The 22,124-nt window shown below is 60.3% G+C and carries 17 protein-coding genes; 7 read left to right on the top strand and 10 right to left on the bottom strand.

Features of this window, described 5'->3' with window-relative positions:
* Positions 1–45 precede the first annotated feature (45 nt).
* Both ACR3XE_RS04485 and ACR3XE_RS04490 read left to right on the top strand, forming a co-directional pair.
* Complete coding sequence (locus ACR3XE_RS04485; protein ID WP_473698805.1) at positions 46–1,245, top strand: EAL domain-containing protein; 1,200 nt, start codon at positions 46–48, stop codon at positions 1,243–1,245.
* A 72-nt stretch (positions 1,246–1,317) separates the two neighbouring features.
* Positions 1,318–2,172: a cupin-like domain-containing protein gene (locus ACR3XE_RS04490; protein ID WP_473698804.1), complete on the top strand. Its 855-nt coding sequence runs from the start codon at positions 1,318–1,320 to the stop codon at positions 2,170–2,172.
* An 8-nt stretch (positions 2,173–2,180) separates the two neighbouring features.
* On the opposite strand, the gene mfd is transcribed toward ACR3XE_RS04490, so the two are convergent.
* Positions 2,181–5,672, bottom strand: a complete 3,492-nt coding sequence (mfd, locus tag ACR3XE_RS04495) for a transcription-repair coupling factor (protein ID WP_473698803.1) — start codon at positions 5,670–5,672, stop codon at positions 2,181–2,183.
* On the bottom strand, positions 5,669–5,929 hold the full coding sequence (locus tag ACR3XE_RS04500; protein WP_473698802.1) for a succinate dehydrogenase assembly factor 2: 261 nt from the start codon (positions 5,927–5,929) through the stop codon (positions 5,669–5,671). The genes mfd and ACR3XE_RS04500 overlap by 4 nt, the downstream gene beginning before the upstream one ends.
* 121 nt (positions 5,930–6,050) lie before the next feature.
* Between ACR3XE_RS04500 and recG the strand changes: the two genes are divergently transcribed.
* Positions 6,051–8,117 (top strand): ATP-dependent DNA helicase RecG, encoded by a 2,067-nt coding sequence (gene recG / locus ACR3XE_RS04505; RefSeq protein ID WP_473698801.1) that lies wholly within the window; start codon positions 6,051–6,053, stop codon positions 8,115–8,117.
* On the opposite strand, the gene ACR3XE_RS04510 is transcribed toward recG, so the two are convergent.
* Both ACR3XE_RS04510 and tyrS read right to left on the bottom strand, forming a co-directional pair.
* Positions 8,114–8,455, bottom strand: coding sequence for a PilZ domain-containing protein (locus ACR3XE_RS04510; RefSeq protein WP_473698800.1), 342 nt, complete (start codon positions 8,453–8,455; stop codon positions 8,114–8,116). The two genes, recG and ACR3XE_RS04510, sit on opposite strands and share 4 nt — an antisense overlap.
* A 75-nt stretch (positions 8,456–8,530) precedes the next feature.
* Positions 8,531–9,757 (bottom strand): tyrosine--tRNA ligase, encoded by a 1,227-nt coding sequence (gene tyrS, locus ACR3XE_RS04515; protein WP_473698799.1) that lies wholly within the window; start codon positions 9,755–9,757, stop codon positions 8,531–8,533.
* Between the two features lie 48 nt (positions 9,758–9,805).
* Here tyrS and ACR3XE_RS04520 point away from each other — a divergent pair, with 48 nt between their 5' ends.
* From ACR3XE_RS04520 to ACR3XE_RS04530, 3 genes are read left to right on the top strand one after another with little or no spacing between them, the layout of a single operon-like run.
* A complete protein-coding gene (locus ACR3XE_RS04520; protein ID WP_473698798.1) occupies positions 9,806–10,390 on the top strand; it encodes a DOMON-like domain-containing protein in 585 nt (194 codons plus the stop codon).
* Positions 10,387–11,592 carry an exo-beta-N-acetylmuramidase NamZ family protein gene (locus tag ACR3XE_RS04525; RefSeq protein WP_473698797.1) on the top strand — a complete coding sequence of 402 codons (1,206 nt, stop codon included), beginning with the start codon at positions 10,387–10,389 and terminating at the stop codon, positions 11,590–11,592. Before ACR3XE_RS04520 ends, ACR3XE_RS04525 begins: the two co-directional genes overlap by 4 nt.
* Positions 11,593–11,617: 25 nt before the next feature.
* Positions 11,618–12,874, top strand: a complete 1,257-nt coding sequence (locus tag ACR3XE_RS04530; RefSeq protein ID WP_473698796.1) for a M24 family metallopeptidase — start codon at positions 11,618–11,620, stop codon at positions 12,872–12,874.
* 57 nt (positions 12,875–12,931) lie between these two features.
* Here ACR3XE_RS04530 and ACR3XE_RS04535 read toward each other — a convergent pair whose 3' ends face one another.
* On the bottom strand, positions 12,932–14,110 hold the full coding sequence (locus ACR3XE_RS04535; RefSeq protein WP_473698795.1) for a vWA domain-containing protein: 1,179 nt from the start codon (positions 14,108–14,110) through the stop codon (positions 12,932–12,934).
* A 162-nt stretch (positions 14,111–14,272) separates the two neighbouring features.
* Between ACR3XE_RS04535 and ACR3XE_RS04540 the strand changes: the two genes are divergently transcribed.
* A complete protein-coding gene (locus ACR3XE_RS04540; protein WP_473698794.1) occupies positions 14,273–15,670 on the top strand; it encodes a methyl-accepting chemotaxis protein in 1,398 nt (465 codons plus the stop codon).
* A 10-nt stretch (positions 15,671–15,680) separates the two neighbouring features.
* On the opposite strand, the gene ACR3XE_RS04545 is transcribed toward ACR3XE_RS04540, so the two are convergent.
* The 5 genes from ACR3XE_RS04545 to dnaG all read right to left on the bottom strand — a co-directional run bounded on the left by ACR3XE_RS04545 (position 15,681) and on the right by dnaG (position 22,076).
* A complete protein-coding gene (locus ACR3XE_RS04545; RefSeq protein ID WP_473698793.1) occupies positions 15,681–16,526 on the bottom strand; it encodes an AAA family ATPase in 846 nt (281 codons plus the stop codon).
* Between the two features lie 127 nt (positions 16,527–16,653).
* Positions 16,654–17,343 (bottom strand): DUF6975 family protein, encoded by a 690-nt coding sequence (locus ACR3XE_RS04550; RefSeq protein ID WP_486185939.1) that lies wholly within the window; start codon positions 17,341–17,343, stop codon positions 16,654–16,656.
* A 175-nt stretch (positions 17,344–17,518) separates the two neighbouring features.
* On the bottom strand, positions 17,519–17,818 hold the full coding sequence (locus ACR3XE_RS04555; protein WP_473698791.1) for a PspC domain-containing protein: 300 nt from the start codon (positions 17,816–17,818) through the stop codon (positions 17,519–17,521).
* Between the two features lie 329 nt (positions 17,819–18,147).
* On the bottom strand, positions 18,148–20,163 hold the full coding sequence (gene rpoD, locus ACR3XE_RS04560; RefSeq protein ID WP_486185940.1) for an RNA polymerase sigma factor RpoD: 2,016 nt from the start codon (positions 20,161–20,163) through the stop codon (positions 18,148–18,150).
* A gap of 32 nt (positions 20,164–20,195) precedes the next feature.
* Positions 20,196–22,076, bottom strand: a complete 1,881-nt coding sequence (dnaG, locus tag ACR3XE_RS04565; RefSeq protein ID WP_473698789.1) for a DNA primase — start codon at positions 22,074–22,076, stop codon at positions 20,196–20,198.
* Positions 22,077–22,124 lie beyond the last annotated feature (48 nt).

Raw genomic sequence — 22,124 nt, forward strand, 5'->3', positions numbered from 1 at the left:
GCACAAAGCAACGGCTTGGCAAGCAAAGCCTGTTATGGGGACTTCATGAATCAGAACTTGCCTTCGCCAAATGGCGCCATCCCTCATATTCACGCGCTGCACGACGGCGGCGCGACAGAGGTGGGCGTGCTGCTGATTCAAATCGATCAGCTGGCACGAATCAACCATAGCGCTGGAACCGAAGCAGGCGATGCTGTGCTCGAAGAAGTGGCGCGGCGGCTGGAAGGGTTTGCAGACGACGAGTTCGGGCGTGATTCGCGCGTCGAAAGATTGGGCGGCCCGCGCTTTCTGGTTGTTCCCTCGACCGCTTTTTCGCTTGCTGCCTTGCGCGCACAAGAACGCACGCTTCATGCCTTGCTGGCAGAGCCGATGGTTGGCGATCCGCACGGGCGGCTGGCGATCCGCATCGCCTCGGCGCTGATTAGCGGTGACGAGGCGATCGAGCATCAGCTACGCACCGCCGCCGACCAGCTTGGCCGCCCCGCTGCGGCGCGCGACGGGGCCATGGTCAAAGCGGCCTTGTCGCGCGGCGAAGTCGTCCTCCATTATCAGCCCCAATATGATGTGGGCTCGGGTGCCATGACCGGCGTTGAGGCGTTGCTGCGCTGGCAGCATCCCGATCTTGGCCTTCTGGGAGCAGGGCCGCTGGTCACGGCGGCACGCGCGGCGCGGCTTGAATGCGAACTGACCGAACATGCCCACCGCGTTGCGCTGACCGAAGTGGCGGACTGGCCCTCTGCGCTGGCGGGCCTGCGCGTTTCGCTCAATATCACCGCCGCCGATCTTGGCGATCCCGGCTTTGCCGACCGGCTGGCCGCGATGGTGAAAGTGGCCGGGGTCAATCCCGAACGCCTGACGCTGGAACTGACCGAACAGGCGATGCTGTCCGATCCGGCAAGCGCAGCGGCCCAGCTTGGCCAATTGCGGGCGCTGGGTTGTGCGATTGCAATTGACGATTTCGGCACCGGCTATTCCAGCTTGTCTCTGCTGGCGCGGTTGCCGATTGATTATCTGAAAATCGACAGCGGCTTTACCCGCACAATCGAGGGCAGCGACCGCGACCGTATCGTCGTACACGCGATTGTTGACCTTGCTCGTGCGCTGGGACTGGCTGTGGTGGCCGAAGGGATCGAACATGAGGGCCAACTGGCGCGGCTCGCCGACCTGGGGGTGATGAGCTGGCAGGGCTTTTTGCGCTCTGGTCCCGTGCCGGGCGGTGACCTTCCCGCGTTGCTCTCTGCCTGACGGCTGCCCTTAACCGGTTTTTCAGCGTTGCCCTATAATCAGCGTCGAGGTCGTAATTTTTGAAAATCAGACATGAGCTATTTGGCACCATCCAGCTTGGGAAGCTTTGCCAGCGCCTATCCGCTGTCGCCGGCCATTGTGCGGCATGAGTTGGTCCGGCATCCGCTCCTCTCTCTGTCCGCACTGGCCGATGCGGCCCGCGAGCTACCTGTTGAGCATGTGGAGCGGCGTATCGCCCAGGCGGCCAACGGCAGCGAATTTGCCATGGACAGATCGGGCGGCGGCGATGTGGCCGACATCATTCAATCGATCGGAACCGGCTGTAACTGGATTATGCTGCGCTTTGTCGAGCAATTGCCGCGCTATCGCGAACTGCTGCAAAGCCTGATCGCCGAATTTGGTCCGGTGATCGATTCGCGGACCGGGCCTTCGCAGTCGCTCAAAGGGTTCATCTTCATTTCGGCACCCGGCACGCTGACGCCTTTTCATTTCGATGCCGAATATAATATCCTGTTCCAGATAGCTGGGGAAAAGGACTTTGCGACCTATCCGCCCGAACTCCCCTTTCTGCCTCTCGAACGACGCGAGGCGCATCATCGAGCGGGCGACAATATGCTGCCGTGGCAGGACGGGTATGAATCGCAAGCGAACGTCCATCATCTGACTCCAGGCGATGCGCTTTATGTCCCTTATGCCGCGCCGCATTGGGTGCGGGCGGGGGCGGAGCCGACGGTGTCATTGTCGCTGACGTGGCAGAATGATTGGAGTCTGGCTGCAGCTGATGCTTTGACCGTCAACCCGATGCTGCGTCGTTTCGGTCTGCCCGCGCGCAATCTTCCGGCCTGGCCGAAACGGTCAAGATGCCGGACCTTGCTCTGCCGCGTGGCGCGCCGGTTCAACGTGCTGAAGCGTTTTTGTTCATATTGAACGTCGGGCTATCCGACCTGTGCCGCCAGTTTGGCCAATCCTTTGGACAGTTGTAGCGCACCGTTCAGGCGGGCGCGGCTGTTCACCCAGTCACCGCTGATCGACAGCCGGTTATCGGGCCGGATCTTCGCCCGCCCTTTCAGCCGCTCGACATAGGCGATGAGGCCGGGGACATTGGCAAAGACATCGCCATGGAAAGCCACCAGTGCGCCCTTTGTGCCGACATCGAGCTTGGCGATGCCGGCGGTCTTGGCATTGGACTTGATTTCCATCAGCAGGACCAGATTTTCGGTTTCGGGCGGCAAGGGGCCAAAGCGGTCGATCATTTCGGCGGCAAAGGCATCGAGCCCGGCGCGTCCATCAGCGTCGTTGAGGCGGCGATAGAGTGCCATGCGCAGCGGCAGGTCGGGGACATAATCCTCGGGGATCAGGATCGGCGCATCGACGGTGATGACGGGCGACAGCGCCTCGCGTGGTGGCAGTGCGCCTGCATTTTCGGCCTTGGCGACCAGAATAGCCTCCTCCAGCATCGCCTGATAGAGTTCAAAGCCGACCTCGCGGATATGGCCTGACTGTTCATCGCCCACCAGATTGCCCGCGCCGCGAATATCAAGGTCGTGGCTAGCGAGCTGGAATCCCGCCCCCAATGTGTCGAGGTCTCCGAGGAGTTTAAGCCGTTTTTCCGCCGTGTCGGTGATCGCGCCATGCTCGGGTGTGGTCAGATAGGCATAAGCGCGGGTTTTGGCCCGCCCGACCCGCCCGCGCAATTGATAGAGCTGGGCCAGTCCAAAACGGTCGGCGCGATGGATGACCATTGTATTGGCGCTGGGAATATCCAGCCCGCTTTCGACGATCGTCGTTGATACCAACACATCATATTTGCGGTCATAAAAGGCGCCCATCCGCTCTTCGACTTCGCTGGGTGACATCTGGCCGTGGGCGACGACATATTTGATTTCGGACACACGGGTGCGCAAAAATTCTTCAATATCGGGCAGATCCTTGATGCGCGGGGTGATAAAGAAGCTCTGTCCACCGCGATCATGTTCGCGCAGCAACGCCTCGCGCAGAACCACCGGATCCCACGGCGCAACGTAGGTGCGCACTGCCAGCCGGTCGACCGGCGGGGTCTGGATGACGCTGAGTTCGCGCAGACCCGACATCGCCATTTGCAGCGTGCGCGGAATGGGCGTTGCGGTCAGCGTCAGGACATGGACGTCTGCTTTGAGCTGTTTCAGCCGCTCCTTGTGGACAACCCCGAACCTCTGCTCCTCATCGACGACGACCAGCCCAAGCCGTTTGAAGCCGATCGATTTGGTGATCACCGCATGGGTGCCGATGACGATGTCGATGCTACCATCAATCAAGCCTTCGCGGGTGCGCGCGGCTTCGGCGGAGGGGACCAGTCGCGACAGGCGACCGATCTTGACCGGAAAGCCTTTGAACCGCTCGACGAAATTGGTGAAATGCTGCCGCGCGAGCAGAGTGGTGGGGCAAACCAGCGCGACCTGCATTCCCGCCATCGCCGCAACAAAGGCGGCGCGCAACGCCACCTCGGTCTTGCCGAACCCGACATCGCCGCACACCAGCCGATCCATCGGCTTGCCCGACGCCATATCGGCCAGCACGTCGCTGATCGCTCGGTCCTGATCGTCGGTTTCCTGATAGGGGAAGCGGTCGGCAAAGGCCGGATAAGAAGAATCGGCGGCCAGCACATCGGCAGACCGTAGCGCGCGCAGCGCCGCGGTCGCCAGCAATTCACCCGCAATCTCGCGGATGCGTTCCTTCATCCGCGCCTTGCGCCGCTGCCATGCTTCACCGCCCAGCCGATCGAGCGCAACCCCGTCGTTGTCGCCACCATAACGCGACAGCACGTCGAGGTTTTCGACCGGAACATAAAGCTTGTCGCCGCCTGCGTAAGTGAGCGCGACGCAATCATGCGGGCTTTTGCCCACTGGAATCGATGTCAGCCCTTCGTAACGCCCGATGCCATGGTCGAGATGGACCACCAGATCGCCAACGCTGAGCGTCGCCAGTTCGGCGAGGAAGGCGTCGGCGCTTTTGCGGCGCTTTTGCCGCCGGACCAACCGTTCGCCCAATATATCCTGTTCGCTGAGCAGGCTGATCGCGTCGGTGGCAAAGCCATTGTCGAGCGGCAGGACAATCAGGGCCGTGGCGCCACCCGCATCATCCGACGCCGTGCCGAGCGCCTCTTGCCAGCCATCGGCGGGGGCCAGCGAGGTGACACCATGTTCGCGCAGCAATCCCGCCAGCCGGTCGCGTGCGCCCGCCGAATAGCTGGCGATGATCGTGCGCCGTCCCTTGCGTTGTTCATCGCCCAGATGGTCGGCGACCTTGGCATAGACATTGGTGTCGGCGGCACGTTCGGGAGTAAAGTCGCGCGCTGAAAAGGTCGCAAGGTCCAGCACGCCGGGCGCGGGCGCGATGTCAAAGGGAGTGACGATGTGGACCGGACGGCCTGCGCTTTGCCCGGCCCAGTCATCGGGGGTCAGATAGAGCGCGTCGGGGGACAGTGGACGATAGCTGCCGACCGCATCCTCGGCGGCGGCGCGGTTGCCATGATAATCGGCAATGGCGGCAAAGCGTGTTTCGGCGCTCGCCTCTGTACGGTGGCCGCGCAGCACCGGCGTTGCCGGGTCGATATGGTCGAACAGGGTCGCCAACCGCTCTTCGAACAAGGGCAACCAATGGTCCATTCCCGCCTGCCGCCGTCCCTCGCTGACCGCCTGATACAGAGGATCACCGGTAGCTTGTCCGCCGAACAGGTCGCGATAGCGGCTGCGGAACCGCTTGATCGTTTCTTCATCGAGCAAGGTTTCGGTGGCGGGCAGCAGTTGCAGCGCCTTGGCAGGACCAAGGCTGCGCTGATCGGCGGGGTCAAAGCGGCGGATCGATTCAATCTCGTCGCCAAAAAAATCGACGCGAAGGCCGGTTTCTTCGCCTGCGGGGAACAGGTCGACGATGCCGCCGCGCACCGCAAATTCGCCCTGATCGGCTACGGTATCGACGCGGGCGAACCCGTTGGCGACCAACAGCTCGGACAATTTATCGCGGTCTATTCGCTGTCCGGCTGCCAGACTGGTGGCGAGCGCGCGAATACGAAAGGGGGTCAGGATGCGCTGGGTAATCGCGGCAACCGTGGTCAGGATTAACTCGCCGCGTTTCGCCGGTAATTGCAGCGCCGATAATGTCGCCAGCCGGTCGGCGCTCGCCCGCATCGAAGGTCCGGCGCGGTCATAGGGCAGGCAATCCCACGCCGGAAAACGGTGGATAACCAGATCGGGCGCAAAAAAGGGTGCGGCGTCGGCGATTCCCTGCATCGCGCTATCGTCGGTCGCGACATAGAGCAGCCGTTTGTCACTGGCGCGCGCCAGATCGGCGAGCAGCAGCGGCAGGAAACCGTCGGCAACCCGCGCCAGCGTCAACGGCTGGGCTGCCGATCCGATGGCGGCAAAAATGTCGGCTGCGGGCACGGTCATGGCAGCGGGATATAATCCAGTCGGCGCATCGCGGCGATCAATTCGGGGTGGTCCAGATGGGCGGGCGGCTCGCCGGTGCCCAGCGCCCACGCCATGATGTCGATATCATCCAGATCAACCACGGCTTCGAACCAGACCAGCTCGTCCTCGCCCCATTCACTGGCATAGCGGTCGAAAAAGCCGCCGATCATATAATCGGCCTCTCGCGTGCCCCTGTGCCAGGCGCGGAATTTCAAGCGTTTTAGACGGTCGTTCATGGCGGGTCTCTTAATCCTTTGACCTGATCTATCAACGCACATTAGCCCAACCCGCTCGACACGAACGGATAAGGGAGGGGCTGGGCAAGCCGAACCGTTCGGGGCTAGAGAAGCCCTAGCCATGCGACCAGAGATACTCAATCCGCTCTTTGCCGCGCTCACCGACCTGAAGGGGGTCGGGCCGCAGCTTGCCAAGCCGTTGACGCGGCTGGGGCTGGAGCGCGTTGTCGATATTTTGTTCCACTTGCCCACCGGATTGATCGCGCGCCATACCGTCGACCGGCTAGACGATGCGCAGCCGGGACAACAGATTATCCTGACCCTGACCGCACAGGACTATCGCTCTGGCCGGTCACCTCGCGCGCCCTTTGGGGTCGAGGCGTTCGACAGCGCGGGCGACCATGTCCGGTTGGTCTATTTTGGCCGTACCGCTGGGCTGGCGAAGAAATTATTTCCGCTGGGCGAGGCGCGGCGGGTGTCGGGGCGGCTCGATAGCTATGGCGACATGCGCCAGATCGTTCACCCCGACCATGTGACCGAGCCTGACAGCGACGAGGTTATCGCTACCAGTGAGGCGGTCTATCCGCTGACCTTGGGTTTGACCAATGCGCGGCTGAGCCAGCTGGTCGCGATTGCGCTGGAACGGCGACCCGATCTGGCCGAATGGATTGATGCGTCGTTGGTGAGCAGCCGCGAATGGCCGACATGGCACGACGCGCTCACCCGCGCCCATGCCAGCCCGCACGACGCCCCCGCGCACGACCGGTTGGCCTATGATGAAATCTTGGCGAGCCAGATTGCGCTGATGCTGATCCGCGAAGGGCTGCGCAACCGCAAAGGCCGCGCGATTGTCGGCGACGGGCGGTTGGTCGATGCGATGCAATTGCCCTTTGCGCTCACAGGTGCGCAGGAGCGGGTGGGGCAGGAAATCGCTGCCGACATGGCCCGCAATACGCCGATGCTGCGGATGCTGCAGGGCGACGTCGGGTCGGGCAAGACGCTGGTGGCGTTGCGCGCCATGCTGGCGGCGGTCGAGGCGGGAACGCAGGCGGCCTTGCTCGCGCCGACCGAAATCTTGGCGCGTCAGCATTTTACGACGTTGCAAAAACTCTGCAGCGGCCTACCGGTCAATCTCGCGATCCTTACGGGCCGCGACAAGGGCAAGGTCCGCGAAGCGACGCTGATGGGACTGGCCGATGGCAGCATCAACATATTGGTTGGCACCCACGCCATTTTTCAGGAGGCGGTAAGCTATCGCGACCTGTCACTGGTCGTAGTCGATGAACAGCATCGATTTGGCGTCGCCCAGCGGCTGATGCTCACCCAAAAGGCGGTGCGCCCGTCGCATTTGTTGGTGATGACCGCCACCCCGATCCCGCGCACGCTGCAACTTGCCAATCATGGCGAGATGGACGTGTCGCAGATTGACGAAATGCCGCCGGGCCGTATGCCCATCGACACCCGCGTTGTCTCGATTGAACGGCTCGATTCTGTGGTTGATGCGCTTGAGCGCCATCTGGCGGGCGGGGCGCAGGCTTATTGGGTTTGTCCACTGGTCGCCGAAAGCGAGGTCAGCGAACTCGCCGCCGCCGAGGAACGCGCCGCCATCCTGCGTCACCGACTGGGCGATGCCCGCGTCGGGCTGGTTCATGGGCGGATGAAAGGGCCTGAAAAGGACGCCGTCATGGCGCGCTTTCAGGCCGGTGAAATTGGCGTGTTGGTGGCGACGACGGTGATCGAGGTCGGGGTCGATGTTCCCGCCGCCAGCCTGATGATTATCGAACATGCCGACCGCTTCGGGCTTGCCCAACTGCATCAGTTGCGCGGGCGGGTGGGGCGCGGGACGGCGCAGTCGGTGTGCCTGTTGCTGCGCTCCACCGCCTTGTCCGAAACCGCGCGCGAAAGGTTGGCGCTGATGCGCGAGACCAATGACGGCTTTGTCATCGCCGAGAAGGATTTGGAATTGCGCGGTGGTGGTGAGTTGCTGGGCCTGCGCCAGTCGGGAGATGCCGATTATCGGGTGGCGACGGCGGAGCAGCTCGTGCGCTTGCTGCCGGTGGCGCATGATGATGCGCGCCTGTTTGTTGAGCGTGACGGCGGGATGACGGGCGCGCGCGGTGACGCGGTGCGCCTGTGCCTCTATCTATTTGAACGTGACGCGGCGGTGCCGCTGCTGCGGAGCGGTTAATTGACCTCGGTGCGGGCACCCATGGCGCGGATCATCGGCAAATAATCCTCGACCGGGATCATATGGTCGAACTGCAGACCGGTCTTGCCGCCCAGCGACCAGACGACCTTGGCCGCGACCCGGCCGATGATCGGCATCCGAAAGACAACCAGATTGCCGATTTCCAATCCGCGCTCGAATCGCATCAGCAAACCGTCGGCGCTGATGTTGACACAGGTCCCCATTTCCTGCCGTCCTTCGGGCATGGTAAAGGGCACACGGCAATAAATGTCGCTACGCGGGGAAATCCGCTGATCCAGCCCCGTATAATGGGCTTTATGGGCATCAATCTTACGCATTTTCTAATCGCCTCGCTTTTGTGCTCCAGACGGTCGGCTGCAAAGCTGAAAAAAACGTAAAGGGGCGGGCTCGGTTTAGCGCGTAACCAGCCCATGCTTTTTGGCACCAAGACTCAGCGTGACGGGCTTTTCGGGGGGTTGAATCTGGCACTGGGGGTCGCGAACGGCAACGCCATCGACCTTGACCGCGCCCTCTTCGAGCTTGCGGCGCGCCTCTTTATTCGAGGCCACAAAGCCCAGTTCGCGCAACGCGTTCAGGATTCCGATACCCTCCGCGCCGGCTGAAACCTGCGGCAAATCGCCACCAATCTGTCCCTTTTCAAAGGTTTGCGCCGCCGTGTCGGCAGCGGCCTTCGCCGCCTCTTCGCCGCGGCACAAGGTTGTGGCGGCGTCGGCCAGGACTTTCTTGGCGGCGTTGATTTCTGCGCCTTCAAGTTTTTCTAGCCGCGCAATTTCATCCAGCGGCAAATCGGTGAACAGCCGCAAAAAGCGTCCGACATCGCGATCATCGCTGTTTCGCCAGAACTGCCAATAGTCAAAATGGGACAGTTGTTCGGCGTTTAACCACACCGCCCCCGCCGCCGTTTTGCCCATTTTTGTGCCAGCAGCGGTGGTTAGCAACGGAGTCGTCAGCCCAAAAAGCTCGGCACCATCCATCCGGCGGCCCAGCTCGACACCATTGACAATATTGCCCCACTGGTCCGACCCGCCCATCTGTAACCGCGCGCCCATTGTCTGGGCGAGGTAGCGATAGTCATAACCCTGCAAAATCATATAGTTGAATTCAAGAAAGGTCATCGGCTGTTCGCGATCAAGCCGCAATTTCACCGAATCAAAACTCAACATACGATTGATCGTGAAGTGCGTTCCGACCTTTTGCAGCAATTCGATATAGCCAAGCTGGCTCAGCCAGTCGTGATTATTGACCATTACAGCATCGGTGGGGCCATCGCCAAAGGTCAGAAATTGTTCGAAAATTTTTCGAATCGAGACGATATTGGCTTCGATCGTTGCATCATCGAGCATCTTGCGGCTCTCGTCGCGTCCCGTCGGATCACCGATCCGCGTCGTGCCGCCACCCATCAACACAATCGGTTTATGCCCCGACTGTTGCAGGCGGCGCAGCATCATGATCTGCACCAGGCTGCCGACATGCAAGGACGGCGCGGTGGCATCGAACCCGATATAGGCAGGCACAATCTGCTTGGCGGCGAGCGCATCCAGCGCTTCCGCATCGGTGGTCTGATGGATATAGCCACGCGACGACAGCGTGTTGAGCAGGTCGGATTGATATTGGGTCATAATGCTCTCTTAAATGGCGGGAGGGCGCTTAGCATGGGGACTTCCTGAATGAAACAATTCCCAGCATCGTATCGCCCTCAGCCTGCCGAAGGGCATAGCTTGGTCTGCCACGATCTTACGCCTGTTCACGGGGTCGATGGCATAGTGGTGACGGTCAAGCAGTTGCCAGATGGGCGGTTGTGGTTGCGCTATCATGTGGATGGTCCGCTCGAAGACCTTGTGTTGCCCGATCCAGCCGACCCCACCCGCACCGACGGCCTGTGGCAAACCACATGCTGCGAACTCTTTCTCAGCCGGGGTGATGAACCGGACTATCTGGAATTCAATTTCGCTCCGTCGAGCAAATGGGCGGCTTATCGGTTCGCGGATTATCGTGCGGGTGCCGAAGATCTGCCGCTTGCCGTTGCGCCCGAAATCGCACTGGACGCCAGCGCGTCTCATCTGGCGCTGGAGGTGATCCTCGACCTGCCGCCCGAATGGCAAAATAGTCCGCTGATCGCCGCCATCTCCGCCGTTGTTGAAGAAACGGACGGCACCAAAAGCTATTGGGCGCTGCAACATCCGCCCGGAAAGCCCGATTTCCATCATCCCGATTGCTTTCAACTCACGCTTGGGGCACCCGACGCGGCATGACTGTTCTTTTCGGAATCGACCGCCTTCTCGCCGATCCGGCACTTCGCCAACCGCTGGCGGGACAGCGCGTTGCGCTCGTCGCGCATCCCGCTTCGGTCACTGCCGATCTGATGCACAGCTTCGACGCATTGGTCGCCGCGGGGGTGAATGTCACCGCTGCTTTCGGGCCTCAACACGGGCTGCGCGGCGACAAGCAGGATAATATGGTCGAAAGCCCCGATTTCGACGATCCCGTCCACGGGGTGCCCGTGTTCAGCCTCTATGGCGAAGTGCGCCGCCCGACAGGGCAGGCAATGGGGACGTTCGATACGGTTCTTATCGATCTGCAGGATCTGGGGTGCCGCATCTACACCTTCATCACGACGCTGCGCTACATGCTCGAGGCGGCGGCGGAGCATGGCAAGTCGGTGTGGGTACTCGATCGCCCCAATCCTGCCGGTCGTCCCGTCGAGGGACTGATGCTACGCGAGGGCTGGGAAAGCTTTGTCGGGGCCGGGCCTATGGTGATGCGCCATGGGCTGACGATGGGCGAGATGGGGCAATGGTTCGTCGATACGTTGAAACTTGATGTCGACTATCGCGTCATCGAAATGGACGGATGGCAGCCCGATGTCGCGCCCGGTTGTGGCTGGCCCGCGGACCGCGTGTGGATCAACCCCAGCCCCAACGCGCCGAACGTCAACATGGCGCGCGCCTATGCCGGAACCGTGATGCTCGAAGGGGCGACGCTGAGCGAGGGCAGGGGGACGACGCGTCCGCTGGAGATATTCGGCGCGCCCGATATCGACGCCAAGGCGGTGATTGCCGAAATGCAGCGCATCGCGCCGCACTGGCTTGGCGGGTGCAAATTGCGCGACATCTGGTTCGAACCGACCTTTCACAAACATGTCGGGTCGCTGTGCAATGGAGCCCACATCCACGCCGAAGGGCCATGGTATGACCATGCGGCCTTTCAGCCGTGGCGGGTTCAGGCGCTGGGGTTCAAGGCGATCCGCGCGCTCTATCCCGACTATGACCTTTGGCGCGATTTCCCTTATGAATATGAACTAGGCAAGCTGCCCATCGACGTCATCAACGGCTCGCCGCTGCTGCGCTTATGGGTCGATGATGGGGCCGCGACAGCCGACGACCTTGACGCAATGACGCGCCCCGATGAGGCGGCGTGGCGTGAAAGTGTCGCAGCTGTTAGTCTCTATCGCTAAGCCAAACGGGAACAAGGGGCAGCACATGATTTTGGAACGCAGGCATTTTTTAACGGCGACAGGCGTGACTGGCTTGGCAGCGGCTGCATTGCCTATGACGTGCTGGGCGGCGGATGAGGCACCCAGCCTTCCCAATCTGGCCACCAAAGCGGTCCCGATCACCCGCGATGAGCGAGTTCAGCGGATCGCCCACGCCACGCGTCTGATGCAGGATCAGGGCATTGATGCGCTGCTCATCGAACCCGGGTCGAGTCTTGTCTATTTCACCGGTGTTGAATGGTGGCGCAGCGAGCGGCTGACCGCCGCGGTCCTCACCCGCGAGGGAGAGGTCGCCATCGTCACGCCCTTTTTCGAAGAACCGTCGGTGCGCGAAAGCCTGAGTGTCAAGGCGCAAGTGCTGACCTGGAACGAGGATGAAAATCCGCTGGCGGCGGTCGCCAAATGGCTCAGCGCGCGCGGCCATGCCAAGGGCAAGATCGCGGTTGAGGAGACGGTGCGTTATTTTGCCGTCGATGGCTTGCAGCACGCCTTGCCCGATGCGGAGGTCGTTAGTGGCGCGTCAGTAGTGCGCGGGTGCCGGATGCACAAATCGGCGAAGGAAATCGCGCTGATGCAAATCGCCGCCGACATCACCATCGCCGCCTATCGCCATACTGCGCCGCGCATCGAACTGGGCATGACGCCTGCGGACATCGGCGCCATCATGAATAACGCCACCCGCGCGTTTGGCGGCCAGCCTGAATTCGCACTCATCCTGCTGGGCGAGGCCAGTGCCTATCCGCATGGGTCGGGCAAGCCGCAAGCAGTGCGCGATGGCGAGGTTGTGCTGATGGATTGCGGCTGCACCGTCCATGGTTATCAGTCCGACATCTCGCGCAGCTTTGTCTATGGCAAAGCCAATACGCACCAGCGGCAAGTCTGGGATCAGATGCGCAAAGGGCAGGACGTTGCCTTTGCCGCGGCAAAGCTCGGCACGCCTGCGGGCAAAGTCGATGATGCGGTGCGCGCCTATTATCAGGGGTTGGGCTATGGCCCCGGCTATAATCTTCCCGGAACCCCGCACCGCACCGGCCACGGCATCGGGCTCGACGGGCATGAACCGGTCAATTTGGTCCATGGCGAAACCACGCCGTTGCAAGCGGGCATGTGCTTTTCGAACGAACCCGGCATCTATATCCCCGGCGAATTCGGCATCCGTTTGGAGGATTGCTTTCACATGACCGACACCGGCCCCAAATGGTTCAGCGAACCGCCGCCATCGATCGATCAGCCGTTCGGATAAATTCCCTCCCTGGAAGGGAGCGACTAGGGGTGGGTTGGCGAGCGAAGCTCGCCCCGCCTAATGCTTGCGGCCAAGCTCCCGCGTCGCCTTGTCGAGGCCGTCGAGGCTCAGCGGATACATGCGGTCGTTCATCAGTTGTTTGATCAGTTTGACCGACTGGGTGTAGCCCCAATGTTCTTCGGGTACGGGGTTGAGCCATATGGCGGCGGGGTAAACATGGGTCATGCGCTGGAGCCACACCGCGCCTGACTCCTCGTTGAAATGTTCGACGCTGCCGCCCGGATGGGTGATTTCATAAGCGCTCATCGATGCATCGCCGACAAAGATCAGCTTATAATCATGGCCATATTTGTGGAGGATGTCCCACATCTGATGGCGTTCGGACCAGCGGCGCTTATTGTCCTTCCATACGCCCTCATAGGGGCAGTTGTGGAAGTAGAAGAATTCCAGATTCTTGAACTCGCTCGTCGCGGCGCTGAACAATTCTTCGCACAGCTTGATAAACGGGTCCATCGACCCGCCAACGTCGAGGAACAAAAGCAGTTTGACCGCGTTGCGCCGCTCGGGCCGCATTTTGATGTCGAGCCAGCCCTGCCGTGCGGTGCCGTCGATTGTGCCTGGAATATCAAGCTCGTCCGCTGCGCCTTCACGGGCGAATTTGCGTAACCGGCGCAGCGCAATCTTGATGTTGCGTGTGCCGAGTTCCTTGGTGTTGTCGAGGTTGGCGAACTCGCGTTTTTCCCAGACTTTCAGCGCGCGTTTATGTTTGCTTTCGCCGCCGATTCGTACGCCTTCGGGGTTATAGCCCGAATTGCCGAACGGACTGGTTCCACCGGTGCCGATCCATTTGCTGCCGCCCTGATGGCGCTTTTGCTGTTCCTCGAGCCGCTCTTTCAGCGTCTCCATAATCTTGTCCCAGTCGCCGAGCGATTTGATCGCCTCCATCTCTTCGGCGGTCAGATATTTTTCGGCGACGGCCTTCAACCAATCCTCGGGAACATCGACCGGGTTCTGGCCATAATCGGTGAGCAAGCCCTTGAAGACCTTATTGAACACCTGATCAAAGCGGTCGAGCAGGCCCTCGTCTTTCACGTAAATGGCGCGCGACAGATAATAAAATTGCTCGGGCGTGCGGTCGATGGCCTCGCGGTCGAGCGCCTCTAGCAGCATCAAATGCTCTTTCAGACTGGCGGGAATGCCGGCGGCGCGAAGCTCGTCAAGAAAACCGAATAACATAGGCGAAGCCCTATCCTGTCGCTTCGGCGCGTGCAACTCACTTTACGTTTACGGAAGGCAGAGCGGCGCTCTCCCCGCTGTCATCGGGGCAAGGCCCAAACGGTTGACGGGCCGTTAACCAATTTTAGGCATAGCGGGCACAAATGAAAAGTGGGTAATCTGATGAAATTTGAACCTATCGCCAAAGCAGAGACTGGATTGGATCAGTCGGTCGCCAGTGACTGCGGAGAACTGGCCGTTGGCTGCAGTGATGCCGCGGGACAGATAGAGCGCGCCACTGACCAGATGGAGCGCCAGATTACCGAGCTCGGTCGGCTGGAAGATTTTGTCGTCAGCCTTGAATCCGACCAGCGCCAGATCGCCGATTCCACCGACGAAGCCAAAATCCTGTCAGCGCGTGCCTGCGAACAGCTCGATCGCGGCGCCGAGCGGGTGAACAGCGCTGTCGGCGAATTCCGCTCGGTGATCGACCTGATTGCGCGGCTGGGCCAGCATGTCACCAACTTCGCCGCGGTGATGGAACAGGTGCAGCAAGTCAGTCAGTCGATCGAATCGATTGCCAAGACCACCAATATGTTGGCGCTCAATGCCGCCATCGAGGCAGAGCGGGCGGGCGATGCCGGACGGACTTTTGCCGTCGTCGCCTCTGAAGTGAAAAACCTTGCGCAAAACACGCGCAGCGCAACCGATGAAATCCGCCGCAGCATCGGCAGCCTTTCGACCGAGGCCGCTGGCCTGGTCTCCGAAATCCAGACCGGCGTCGAGCAATCGAGCCGCGCTGAAAGCCAGTTTGAAACGATCACCGACGCGCTTCATGACGCGACGCATCTGGTCGCGCTACTCGATGATCAAAGCGACCGGATCGCGCAAAGCTCTGCGATGGTTCACGCCAATGGTGCTAAAGTGCGCGAGGCTGTCGATACGGTCGTGACCTCGGTGCGCGAAAACAGCAGCACGTTAATCGAAACCCGCGATAGCATATTAACCATGGAACATGTGTCGAACCGCATGTTCAACGCCGTCATATCGGCTGGTGTCAGTCCGCTCGATTCAGAAATTGTCGATCTTGCCATGCGTTGCCGTGACGAGATGGTGGGCATTGCCGAGCGCGCGGTTGCTAGCGGCGAAGTGACGATGGAGCAATTGTTCGATACTGATTATCAGCGGATTCCCGATTCCAATCCGGAACGATTCCGCACGTCCCTATGCCCATGGGCAGACGCGCACTGGCGACCGATGTTTGACCGTATTCGCACCATGCATCCGGCGGTCATCATGTCGTCGGCAGCCGATATGAATGGCTTTCTGCCGACCCATGTCACCGACCATTCGCGCAGCCCAACGGGCGATCTGGTGCATGATACAGCCTATTGCCGCAATGGCCGGATCCTGTTCGATGAAACCGACGCCGCCGCCAAGCGCAGCACCGCACCTTTTTTCATGTCGGTCTATCGGCAGGAAGGCGATGGCACCAACTACATCACGGTGCGCAACGTCTATATGCCCGCCTTTATCAACGGTCGGCGCTGGGGCGATCTGGAGGTCGCCTACCAACTGTGACCGGGAAGTTTTAGCTGCCCTGTCGCCGCGCCATAAAGGCCAGCTTTTCAAACAGCATCACATCCTGCTCATTCTTGAGCAGCGCGCCGTGGAGTGGCGGGATGGCCTTGCTGACATCACGATTCTGGAGAATCTCGAGCGGCATATCCTCGGCAAGCAACAGCTTGAGCCAGTCGATGAGTTCGCTGGTCGAAGGCTTTTTCTTGAGCCCCGGCACGTCGCGCACGTCATAGAATATGTCCATCGCGCGCGACACCAGCGTCTTTTGGATGCCCGGAAAATGGACATCGACAATCGCCTGCATCGTGTCGCGATCGGGAAATTTGATATAGTGAAAGAAACAGCGGCGCAGAAAGGCGTCGGGCAGTTCCTTTTCATTGTTCGACGTGATGACAACGATCGGGCGTTCCTTGGCGGTCACCGTTTCGTCGGTTTCATAGACATGGAAGGCCATGCGATCGAGTTCCTGCAACAGATCGTTGGGAAATTCGATGTCGGCCTTGTCGATCTCGTCGATCAGCAACACGGGCAGTTTGGGGCTGGTGAACGCCTCCCACAATTTACCCTGCCGGATATAGTTGCGAATGTCGTGGACGCGCTCTTCGCCAAGCTGGCCATCGCGCAGCCGTGCCACGGCATCATATTCGTACAGGCCCTGTTGTGCCTTGGTCGTCGATTTGATGTTCCAGGTGATCAACGGCGCATCGAACGCCTTTGCAATCTCTTCCGCCAGCACAGTTTTACCGGTTCCAGGCTCGCCTTTGACCAGCAACGGGCGCCGCAACAAAGTGGCCGCATTGACCGCGACTTTCAGGTCATCGGTTGCAATATAGTCGCTGGTTCCATCAAAACGCATCGCGGTGCGGCCTTTCCCTTAACGTGAACGTCAATCAGTTTGGGGCATAGCTGGGTGATACGGGGCTTGCAAGCGGAGCGACGTTGCGCCCTTCCTGCGTTCAGCAAGGGGTGGTGCCGGCAGGGATTTACGTGTTGGCGCGGCTATCGGCGCGGGAGGCGAGCAGGTCCCACAGGCCATGATGCTGCACAATCAGCTGCTGCGCGCCAAAGGCGAGTGCGCGTTCGACCGCCGGGCTGTCGGCGACGGCAGTCGCAAGCCGCGCGGTATCGCGCAGGTCCGGCAAAGTGCAGCGTGGCGGCGTGATGTCGAGCCGCGAGGCGCTGATGTCGAGCAAGACGCGGATGGTGCGCCAGTCGATGGTCAACGCCATGGCGGCGCCAATGGCGCAACCGCGACGATCAGACTCGGCGAGCATTTCAATAGCCTTGCGCTGTGTGCCAACCACTGCTTCGCACAAATCCTGACCCTGTGTGCTGGGCACCGGTCCGACCGCAGAGGCTATTTGTGACAGGAAGCTGCGTTCCAAGGCAAAGGCCGCGGCGGCTTCGTCGAGCCAGATGCGCGATGGCTTGTCGACGGCTTTGCGTGCGGCGCATTCAACAACACCGGGATAGCGGCCATGAAGTATGCACAGAAAATGCACGGCGTCGGCCAAATTACGCATCGCATCGGGGCCTTTGCTCAGCGCTCCCGATTTGACGTGCGGATGCGCGCCGGTGCCCTCATTCGCGACAAGCGTATCGAGCATTTCGGCAATGCCGGGTGTCCGCAGTTGCTGTTCGTTTGTCTGACTCAACGCGCAATCCTCGATCATGGGCGGCGACGTCCATGCGACCCTTCGCCTGCTGATTTCATGATCGGGTATAGGGCAACGGCGTAAACGCGACGTTTATAGAGCCAGAAAGAAATGCCCCGAACCTGTGCCAGTTAGAGACGAAGCGGCTTTGCCTTCGCTTCGTCTCTAACTGGAGTATGGGATGGAAAGGCGGTCAGGCGGCAAGCAGTTCCTTTTCCTCGGCTTTAGCAACCGAAGCGGCGGGCTTCGCGGGGGTCGCGGCCACAAGAACAGGCTCTGCAACGCTTTGGTCTGGGAAAACCGAGCGTGAAACAAACACCATCACGCCCAGCAACAGATAGGCCGCAATCGTCTCAACCGGCATGAAAAACAGCGGTGCAACAAAGGCCAGACGTAGCCAGCTCGGGTTAAAGCCGAAATCCTCGCCGACGGCTTGGCAGATGCCGAAAATCGTGTCCTGGCGCTGGAAGATATTGGGGCGGGGAGTTTCCATGTGGCTTGTCCTTATTCTTCAGCCGGGTTGTCCCGACTTTCTGCTTCAATACCAAGCAAGGCCCGTGCCAAAAAGGCGAAATCCGCAAATATAGGGAGAGTGCGGACCACTGGCTGGCTTGGCAATATTCTCTATCTGTAATTTTGTCCCAGACATTGGGGCATTATGCTATTATTTCGTATATATCATTCCGTAGCCGTCAATAGCCGCCAAATATTGAAAAATCATGACAAAATCACGACAAGAGCGGCGAATAAAACCGCCACACCCTCATCGGATGTGGCGGTTTGATATTCCGTGTCAACGGCACCAGGTGGTGCCCGCTGCTGTTACTGGTCGAGGAAGCTGCGCATTTTGCGGCTACGCGACGGATGCTTCAGCTTGCGCAAGGCCTTGGCCTCGATCTGCCGAATACGTTCGCGGGTCACACTGAATTGCTGCCCGACTTCTTCCAGCGTGTGATCGGTGTTCATGCCGATGCCAAAGCGCATCCGCAGCACGCGTTCTTCGCGTGGGGTGAGCGAGGCAAGGACGCGGGTGACCGTTTCCTTGAGGTTCGACTGCACCGCTGCATCCACCGGAATGACGGCGTTTTTGTCTTCGATAAAGTCGCCGAGATGCGAATCTTCCTCATCGCCGATTGGCGTTTCAAGGCTGATCGGTTCCTTGGCGATTTTCATCACCTTGCGGACTTTTTCCAGCGGCATCGACAAGCGTTCGGCCATTTCTTCTGGCGTCGGCTCGCGGCCGCTTTCGTGGAGGAACTGACGGCTGCAGCGAACCAGTTTGTTGATCGTTTCGATCATATGCACCGGAATGCGGATGGTACGCGCCTGATCGGCAATCGAGCGCGTAATCGCCTGACGGATCCACCAGGTCGCATAGGTCGAAAATTTATAGCCGCGGCGATATTCGAATTTGTCGACCGCCTTCATCAGGCCAATATTGCCTTCCTGGATCAGGTCGAGGAATTGCAGCCCGCGATTGGTATATTTCTTGGCGATGGAGATCACGAGGCGCAGATTTGCTTCGACCATTTCCTTTTTGGCGATGCGGGCTTCGCGTTCGCCCTTTTGCACCATGTTCACAACGCGGCGAAATTCGGTCAGACTCATGCCTGCGGCCTGTGCAATTTCGCTAATCTCGACCCGGATACGATCAACAGCACCGGCTTCCTGCTCGGCAAAGGCGGCCCATTTCTTGTCGAGCCCGCTGACTTCTTCCAGCCAATTTTCTTCGATCTCGCGGCCGATATAATGGTCGAGGAAAGATTTGCGCGGCACTTTGTGACGTTCGGCAAGGCGCAACATCTGGCCGCCCAGCGCGGTCAGGCGGCGGTTATAGCTGTACAGCTGATCGACCAGATATTCGATCTTGGTGCCGTGGAACTGGACGCTTTCGACCTGCGCCGTCAGTTCTTCGCGCAGCTTGTGATAGCGCCGCTCACTAGCCGCCGGAAAATCGATGCCCAGCGACAGCGATTCCAGCCTTGTGGCCTGCAATTTCGAAAAGGCCTTGAAGCTTTTGGTGATCGCTGCGAATTTTTCCAGCGCGTCGGGGGTCAGCAATTCTTCCATGGCCGCGAGGCTCAGCGTATTGTCCTCGTCGTCATCGTCGGTGCTTTCGCGGCTCTTATTCTCGCCGTCTTCGCCATCCTCGTTGTCGCTGTCGGCTTCGGGTTCGTCTTCGACCTCATCCTCGTCCTTGAATGAAACACCAGCATTTTTCTCGCTGATCTCGCCATTGTCCTCGGCGTCGTCTTCCATCGCCTCGGGAGCGGGCTCCTTGGACAGCATGGCTTCCAGGTCGACGATTTCGCGCAGCTGCATTTCGCTATTGTTCAGCGCGTTCGACCAGTCGATAATCGCGTTGAACGTCAGCGGGCTTTCGCACAAACCCAGGATCATCGTGTCGCGTCCGGCCTCGATGCGCTTGGCGATGGCGATTTCGCCCTCCCGGCTCAGCAGCTCGACCGCGCCCATTTCGCGCAGATACATGCGCACCGGATCGTCGGTGCGGTCGATCGTTTCCTTTTTCTTTTCGACGGCAGGCGTCGTAGCGGCACCAGAACCGGCGGTGACGTCGATTTCTTCGTCGCCCTCGGCATCGGTTTCTTCCTGCACATCTTCGTCACTTTCGACGATGTTGACGCCCATGTCGGAAATCGCCGACATGATGTCTTCGATCTGCTCGGACGACATCTGATCCTGCGGAAGGGCTTTGTTCAGTTCGTCATAAGTCAAATATCCGCGCTTTTTGCCGCGCGCGATCAGCTTTTTGATGTCGGCCTCGTTGAGGTCGATCAGAGGTGCGTCGGTGTCTGCGGTTTCTTTTTTCGTGGCCATATCTGTCCCTGCCTAAGGCAAACGCTGTAATATCAATCGCGGTTCCCGCTGTCGGCCAGTTCGGCTAGGCGGCGGGTTAAATCTTCGTCCATCGCGCGCAGTTTTTGCTGTCGCGCCAATCCGTCTTCATCCATCGAGCGCTGGAAATCGGCGGTGGCTTCGGCCAGCCGGGCGCGGATTTCAGGCTGCGTTACCAGCACGCCGATAAATTCGTCTAGATCGCGAACCGCAGCTTTCTGCGCCGTTGACCCATCCGTTTCGCTATCCAGCCTGCGATTGAATGAAAAATGCATTCCATCGGCTCTGAGCAACGTCATCGCCCTATTATACACTTTCATTGGCTTCAATATGGCAAGCAACCCCTCGGTATCAAGCCCTTCTTGCGCTGAAATGATGTCAAGCATCACATTGAGCAATTCTGCATCACCCGAATCAGCAATGGCGATTCGGGCCAGCGCCTCTTCATTACGGCGCAATGCCGCGGGATAGCGCAGCAATCCGCCGATCAGTGAGGCGACCAGCGGCGCGGCGATTCCAACCTGTCCAATCGTGCGCGTTTCGGCCTGCGGGGGCTGCAGGCGCGGGTCGGGGGTATAGCGCCGGTTGCCGCCACGCGGCGGTGCGGCGGTCCAAGCCGGTCGTTGCCCACGCGGCTCGCGGGCAAACAGGCTGTCGAGTCGCTCGCGGAACGCCTCGCGATAATGGTGGCGCACATCGGCGTCTTGTATGTCGTCGGTCAGCGCCATCAGCCGTGATTTCAGCGCCGCGCGCTCCTCGGGTGTATTGAGCGGGGTCGCCGCCACTTCATGCGCCCACAGCCGCGCCACCAGCGGTTCGGCCTCGTCGAGCAGCACAGTCAGGCCATCGGCCCCGCGTGCCCGCACAATATCGTCGGGGTCCTCACCCAGCGGCATCGTCGCAAAGGCCAGGCTGAATCCGGGGCGCAGCAGCGGCAGCGCGCGATGCGCGGCGCGGATCGCGGCCTTTTGTCCCGCTGCATCGCCGTCAAAGCACAGGACCGGGACCGGCACCATTCGCCACAACAGTCCGATCTGCGCCTCGGTGAGCGCGGTGCCAAGCGGCGCAACGGCGTCATTGATCCCCGCCTCGGCCAGCGCGATTACGTCCATATAGCCTTCGACGACGACGATGCGGTTCGTTTGCCGCGATGCGGGTGACGCGCGGTCAAGGTTGTAAAGGACGCGCCCCTTGTCAAAGAGCGGCGTGTCGGGTGAATTGAGATATTTGGGCTCGCCATCGCCCAATATCCGCCCGCCGAACGCAATCACGCGCCCGCGCGCATCGCGGATCGGGATCATCAACCGTCCGCGAAACCGGTCATAGGGCTGTTTGTCATCTACCGCGATCAGCATCCCCGCCTCGACCAGCATCGGCACGGGAAATTGCTGCAGTGCCTCCTTCAGCCGCGACCGGCTGTCGGGGGCAAGGCCAAAGGCAAAGGCTTTGGCGGTCGCGGCGCTTATCCCGCGTTTCACCAGATAATCACGCGCTCCCGCGCCATCGCCGCCCGCCAACTGCTCGGAAAACCACAATGTCGCCGCCTCGGTCACATCGCGCAGGCTTTTCTGCTCTTCCTGCCGCTGCGCCGCCTTCGGGTCGGGCGCTGGCACGTCCATTCCGGCCTCGGCAGCCAATTCCTTCACGGCATCCATGAACGACAGCCCGCGCTGATCGGTCATCCACCGAATGGCATCGCCATGCGCCGAACAGCCGAAGCAGTGATAAAATCCTTTTTCGTCGTTGATGGTGAAACTGGGGGTCTTTTCATTGTGAAAAGGACAGCAGGCTTTGAATTCGCGCCCCGCGCGCGTGACCTTCACCGTCCGCCCGATCAGAGTCGACAATGTGACCCGCGACCGCAGTTCGTCCAGCCATTGCGGGGTGAGGGTCATGAGTCTCCCGTCCCGTCCCAGGAACTTAGGAGGCAAAAGGCACCGTGA

The sequence above is a fragment of the Sphingopyxis sp. 10G20-10 genome (genome assembly GCF_057365075.1).

What these genes read in the sequence shown, in the direction of transcription:
- tyrS (WP_473698799.1), bottom strand. Translation starts at nt 9,757, where the DNA reads ATGACCCAATATCAATCCGACCTGCTCAACACGCTGTCGTCGCGTGGC.
- ACR3XE_RS04540 (WP_473698794.1), top strand. Translation starts at nt 14,273, where the DNA reads ATGAAATTTGAACCTATCGCCAAAGCAGAGACTGGATTGGATCAGTCG.
- ACR3XE_RS04520 (WP_473698798.1), top strand. Translation starts at nt 9,806, where the DNA reads ATGAAACAATTCCCAGCATCGTATCGCCCTCAGCCTGCCGAAGGGCAT.
- ACR3XE_RS04525 (WP_473698797.1), top strand. Translation starts at nt 10,387, where the DNA reads ATGACTGTTCTTTTCGGAATCGACCGCCTTCTCGCCGATCCGGCACTT.
- rpoD (WP_486185940.1), bottom strand. Translation starts at nt 20,163, where the DNA reads ATGGCCACGAAAAAAGAAACCGCAGACACCGACGCACCTCTGATCGAC.
- ACR3XE_RS04490 (WP_473698804.1), top strand. Translation starts at nt 1,318, where the DNA reads ATGAGCTATTTGGCACCATCCAGCTTGGGAAGCTTTGCCAGCGCCTAT.
- dnaG (WP_473698789.1), bottom strand. Translation starts at nt 22,076, where the DNA reads ATGACCCTCACCCCGCAATGGCTGGACGAACTGCGGTCGCGGGTCACA.
- ACR3XE_RS04550 (WP_486185939.1), bottom strand. Translation starts at nt 17,343, where the DNA reads ATGATCGAGGATTGCGCGTTGAGTCAGACAAACGAACAGCAACTGCGG.
- mfd (WP_473698803.1), bottom strand. Translation starts at nt 5,672, where the DNA reads ATGACCGTGCCCGCAGCCGACATTTTTGCCGCCATCGGATCGGCAGCC.
- recG (WP_473698801.1), top strand. Translation starts at nt 6,051, where the DNA reads ATGCGACCAGAGATACTCAATCCGCTCTTTGCCGCGCTCACCGACCTG.
- ACR3XE_RS04555 (WP_473698791.1), bottom strand. Translation starts at nt 17,818, where the DNA reads ATGGAAACTCCCCGCCCCAATATCTTCCAGCGCCAGGACACGATTTTC.
- ACR3XE_RS04485 (WP_473698805.1), top strand. Translation starts at nt 46, where the DNA reads ATGAATCAGAACTTGCCTTCGCCAAATGGCGCCATCCCTCATATTCAC.
- ACR3XE_RS04510 (WP_473698800.1), bottom strand. Translation starts at nt 8,455, where the DNA reads ATGCGTAAGATTGATGCCCATAAAGCCCATTATACGGGGCTGGATCAG.
- ACR3XE_RS04530 (WP_473698796.1), top strand. Translation starts at nt 11,618, where the DNA reads ATGATTTTGGAACGCAGGCATTTTTTAACGGCGACAGGCGTGACTGGC.
- ACR3XE_RS04500 (WP_473698802.1), bottom strand. Translation starts at nt 5,929, where the DNA reads ATGAACGACCGTCTAAAACGCTTGAAATTCCGCGCCTGGCACAGGGGC.
- ACR3XE_RS04545 (WP_473698793.1), bottom strand. Translation starts at nt 16,526, where the DNA reads ATGCGTTTTGATGGAACCAGCGACTATATTGCAACCGATGACCTGAAA.
- ACR3XE_RS04535 (WP_473698795.1), bottom strand. Translation starts at nt 14,110, where the DNA reads ATGTTATTCGGTTTTCTTGACGAGCTTCGCGCCGCCGGCATTCCCGCC.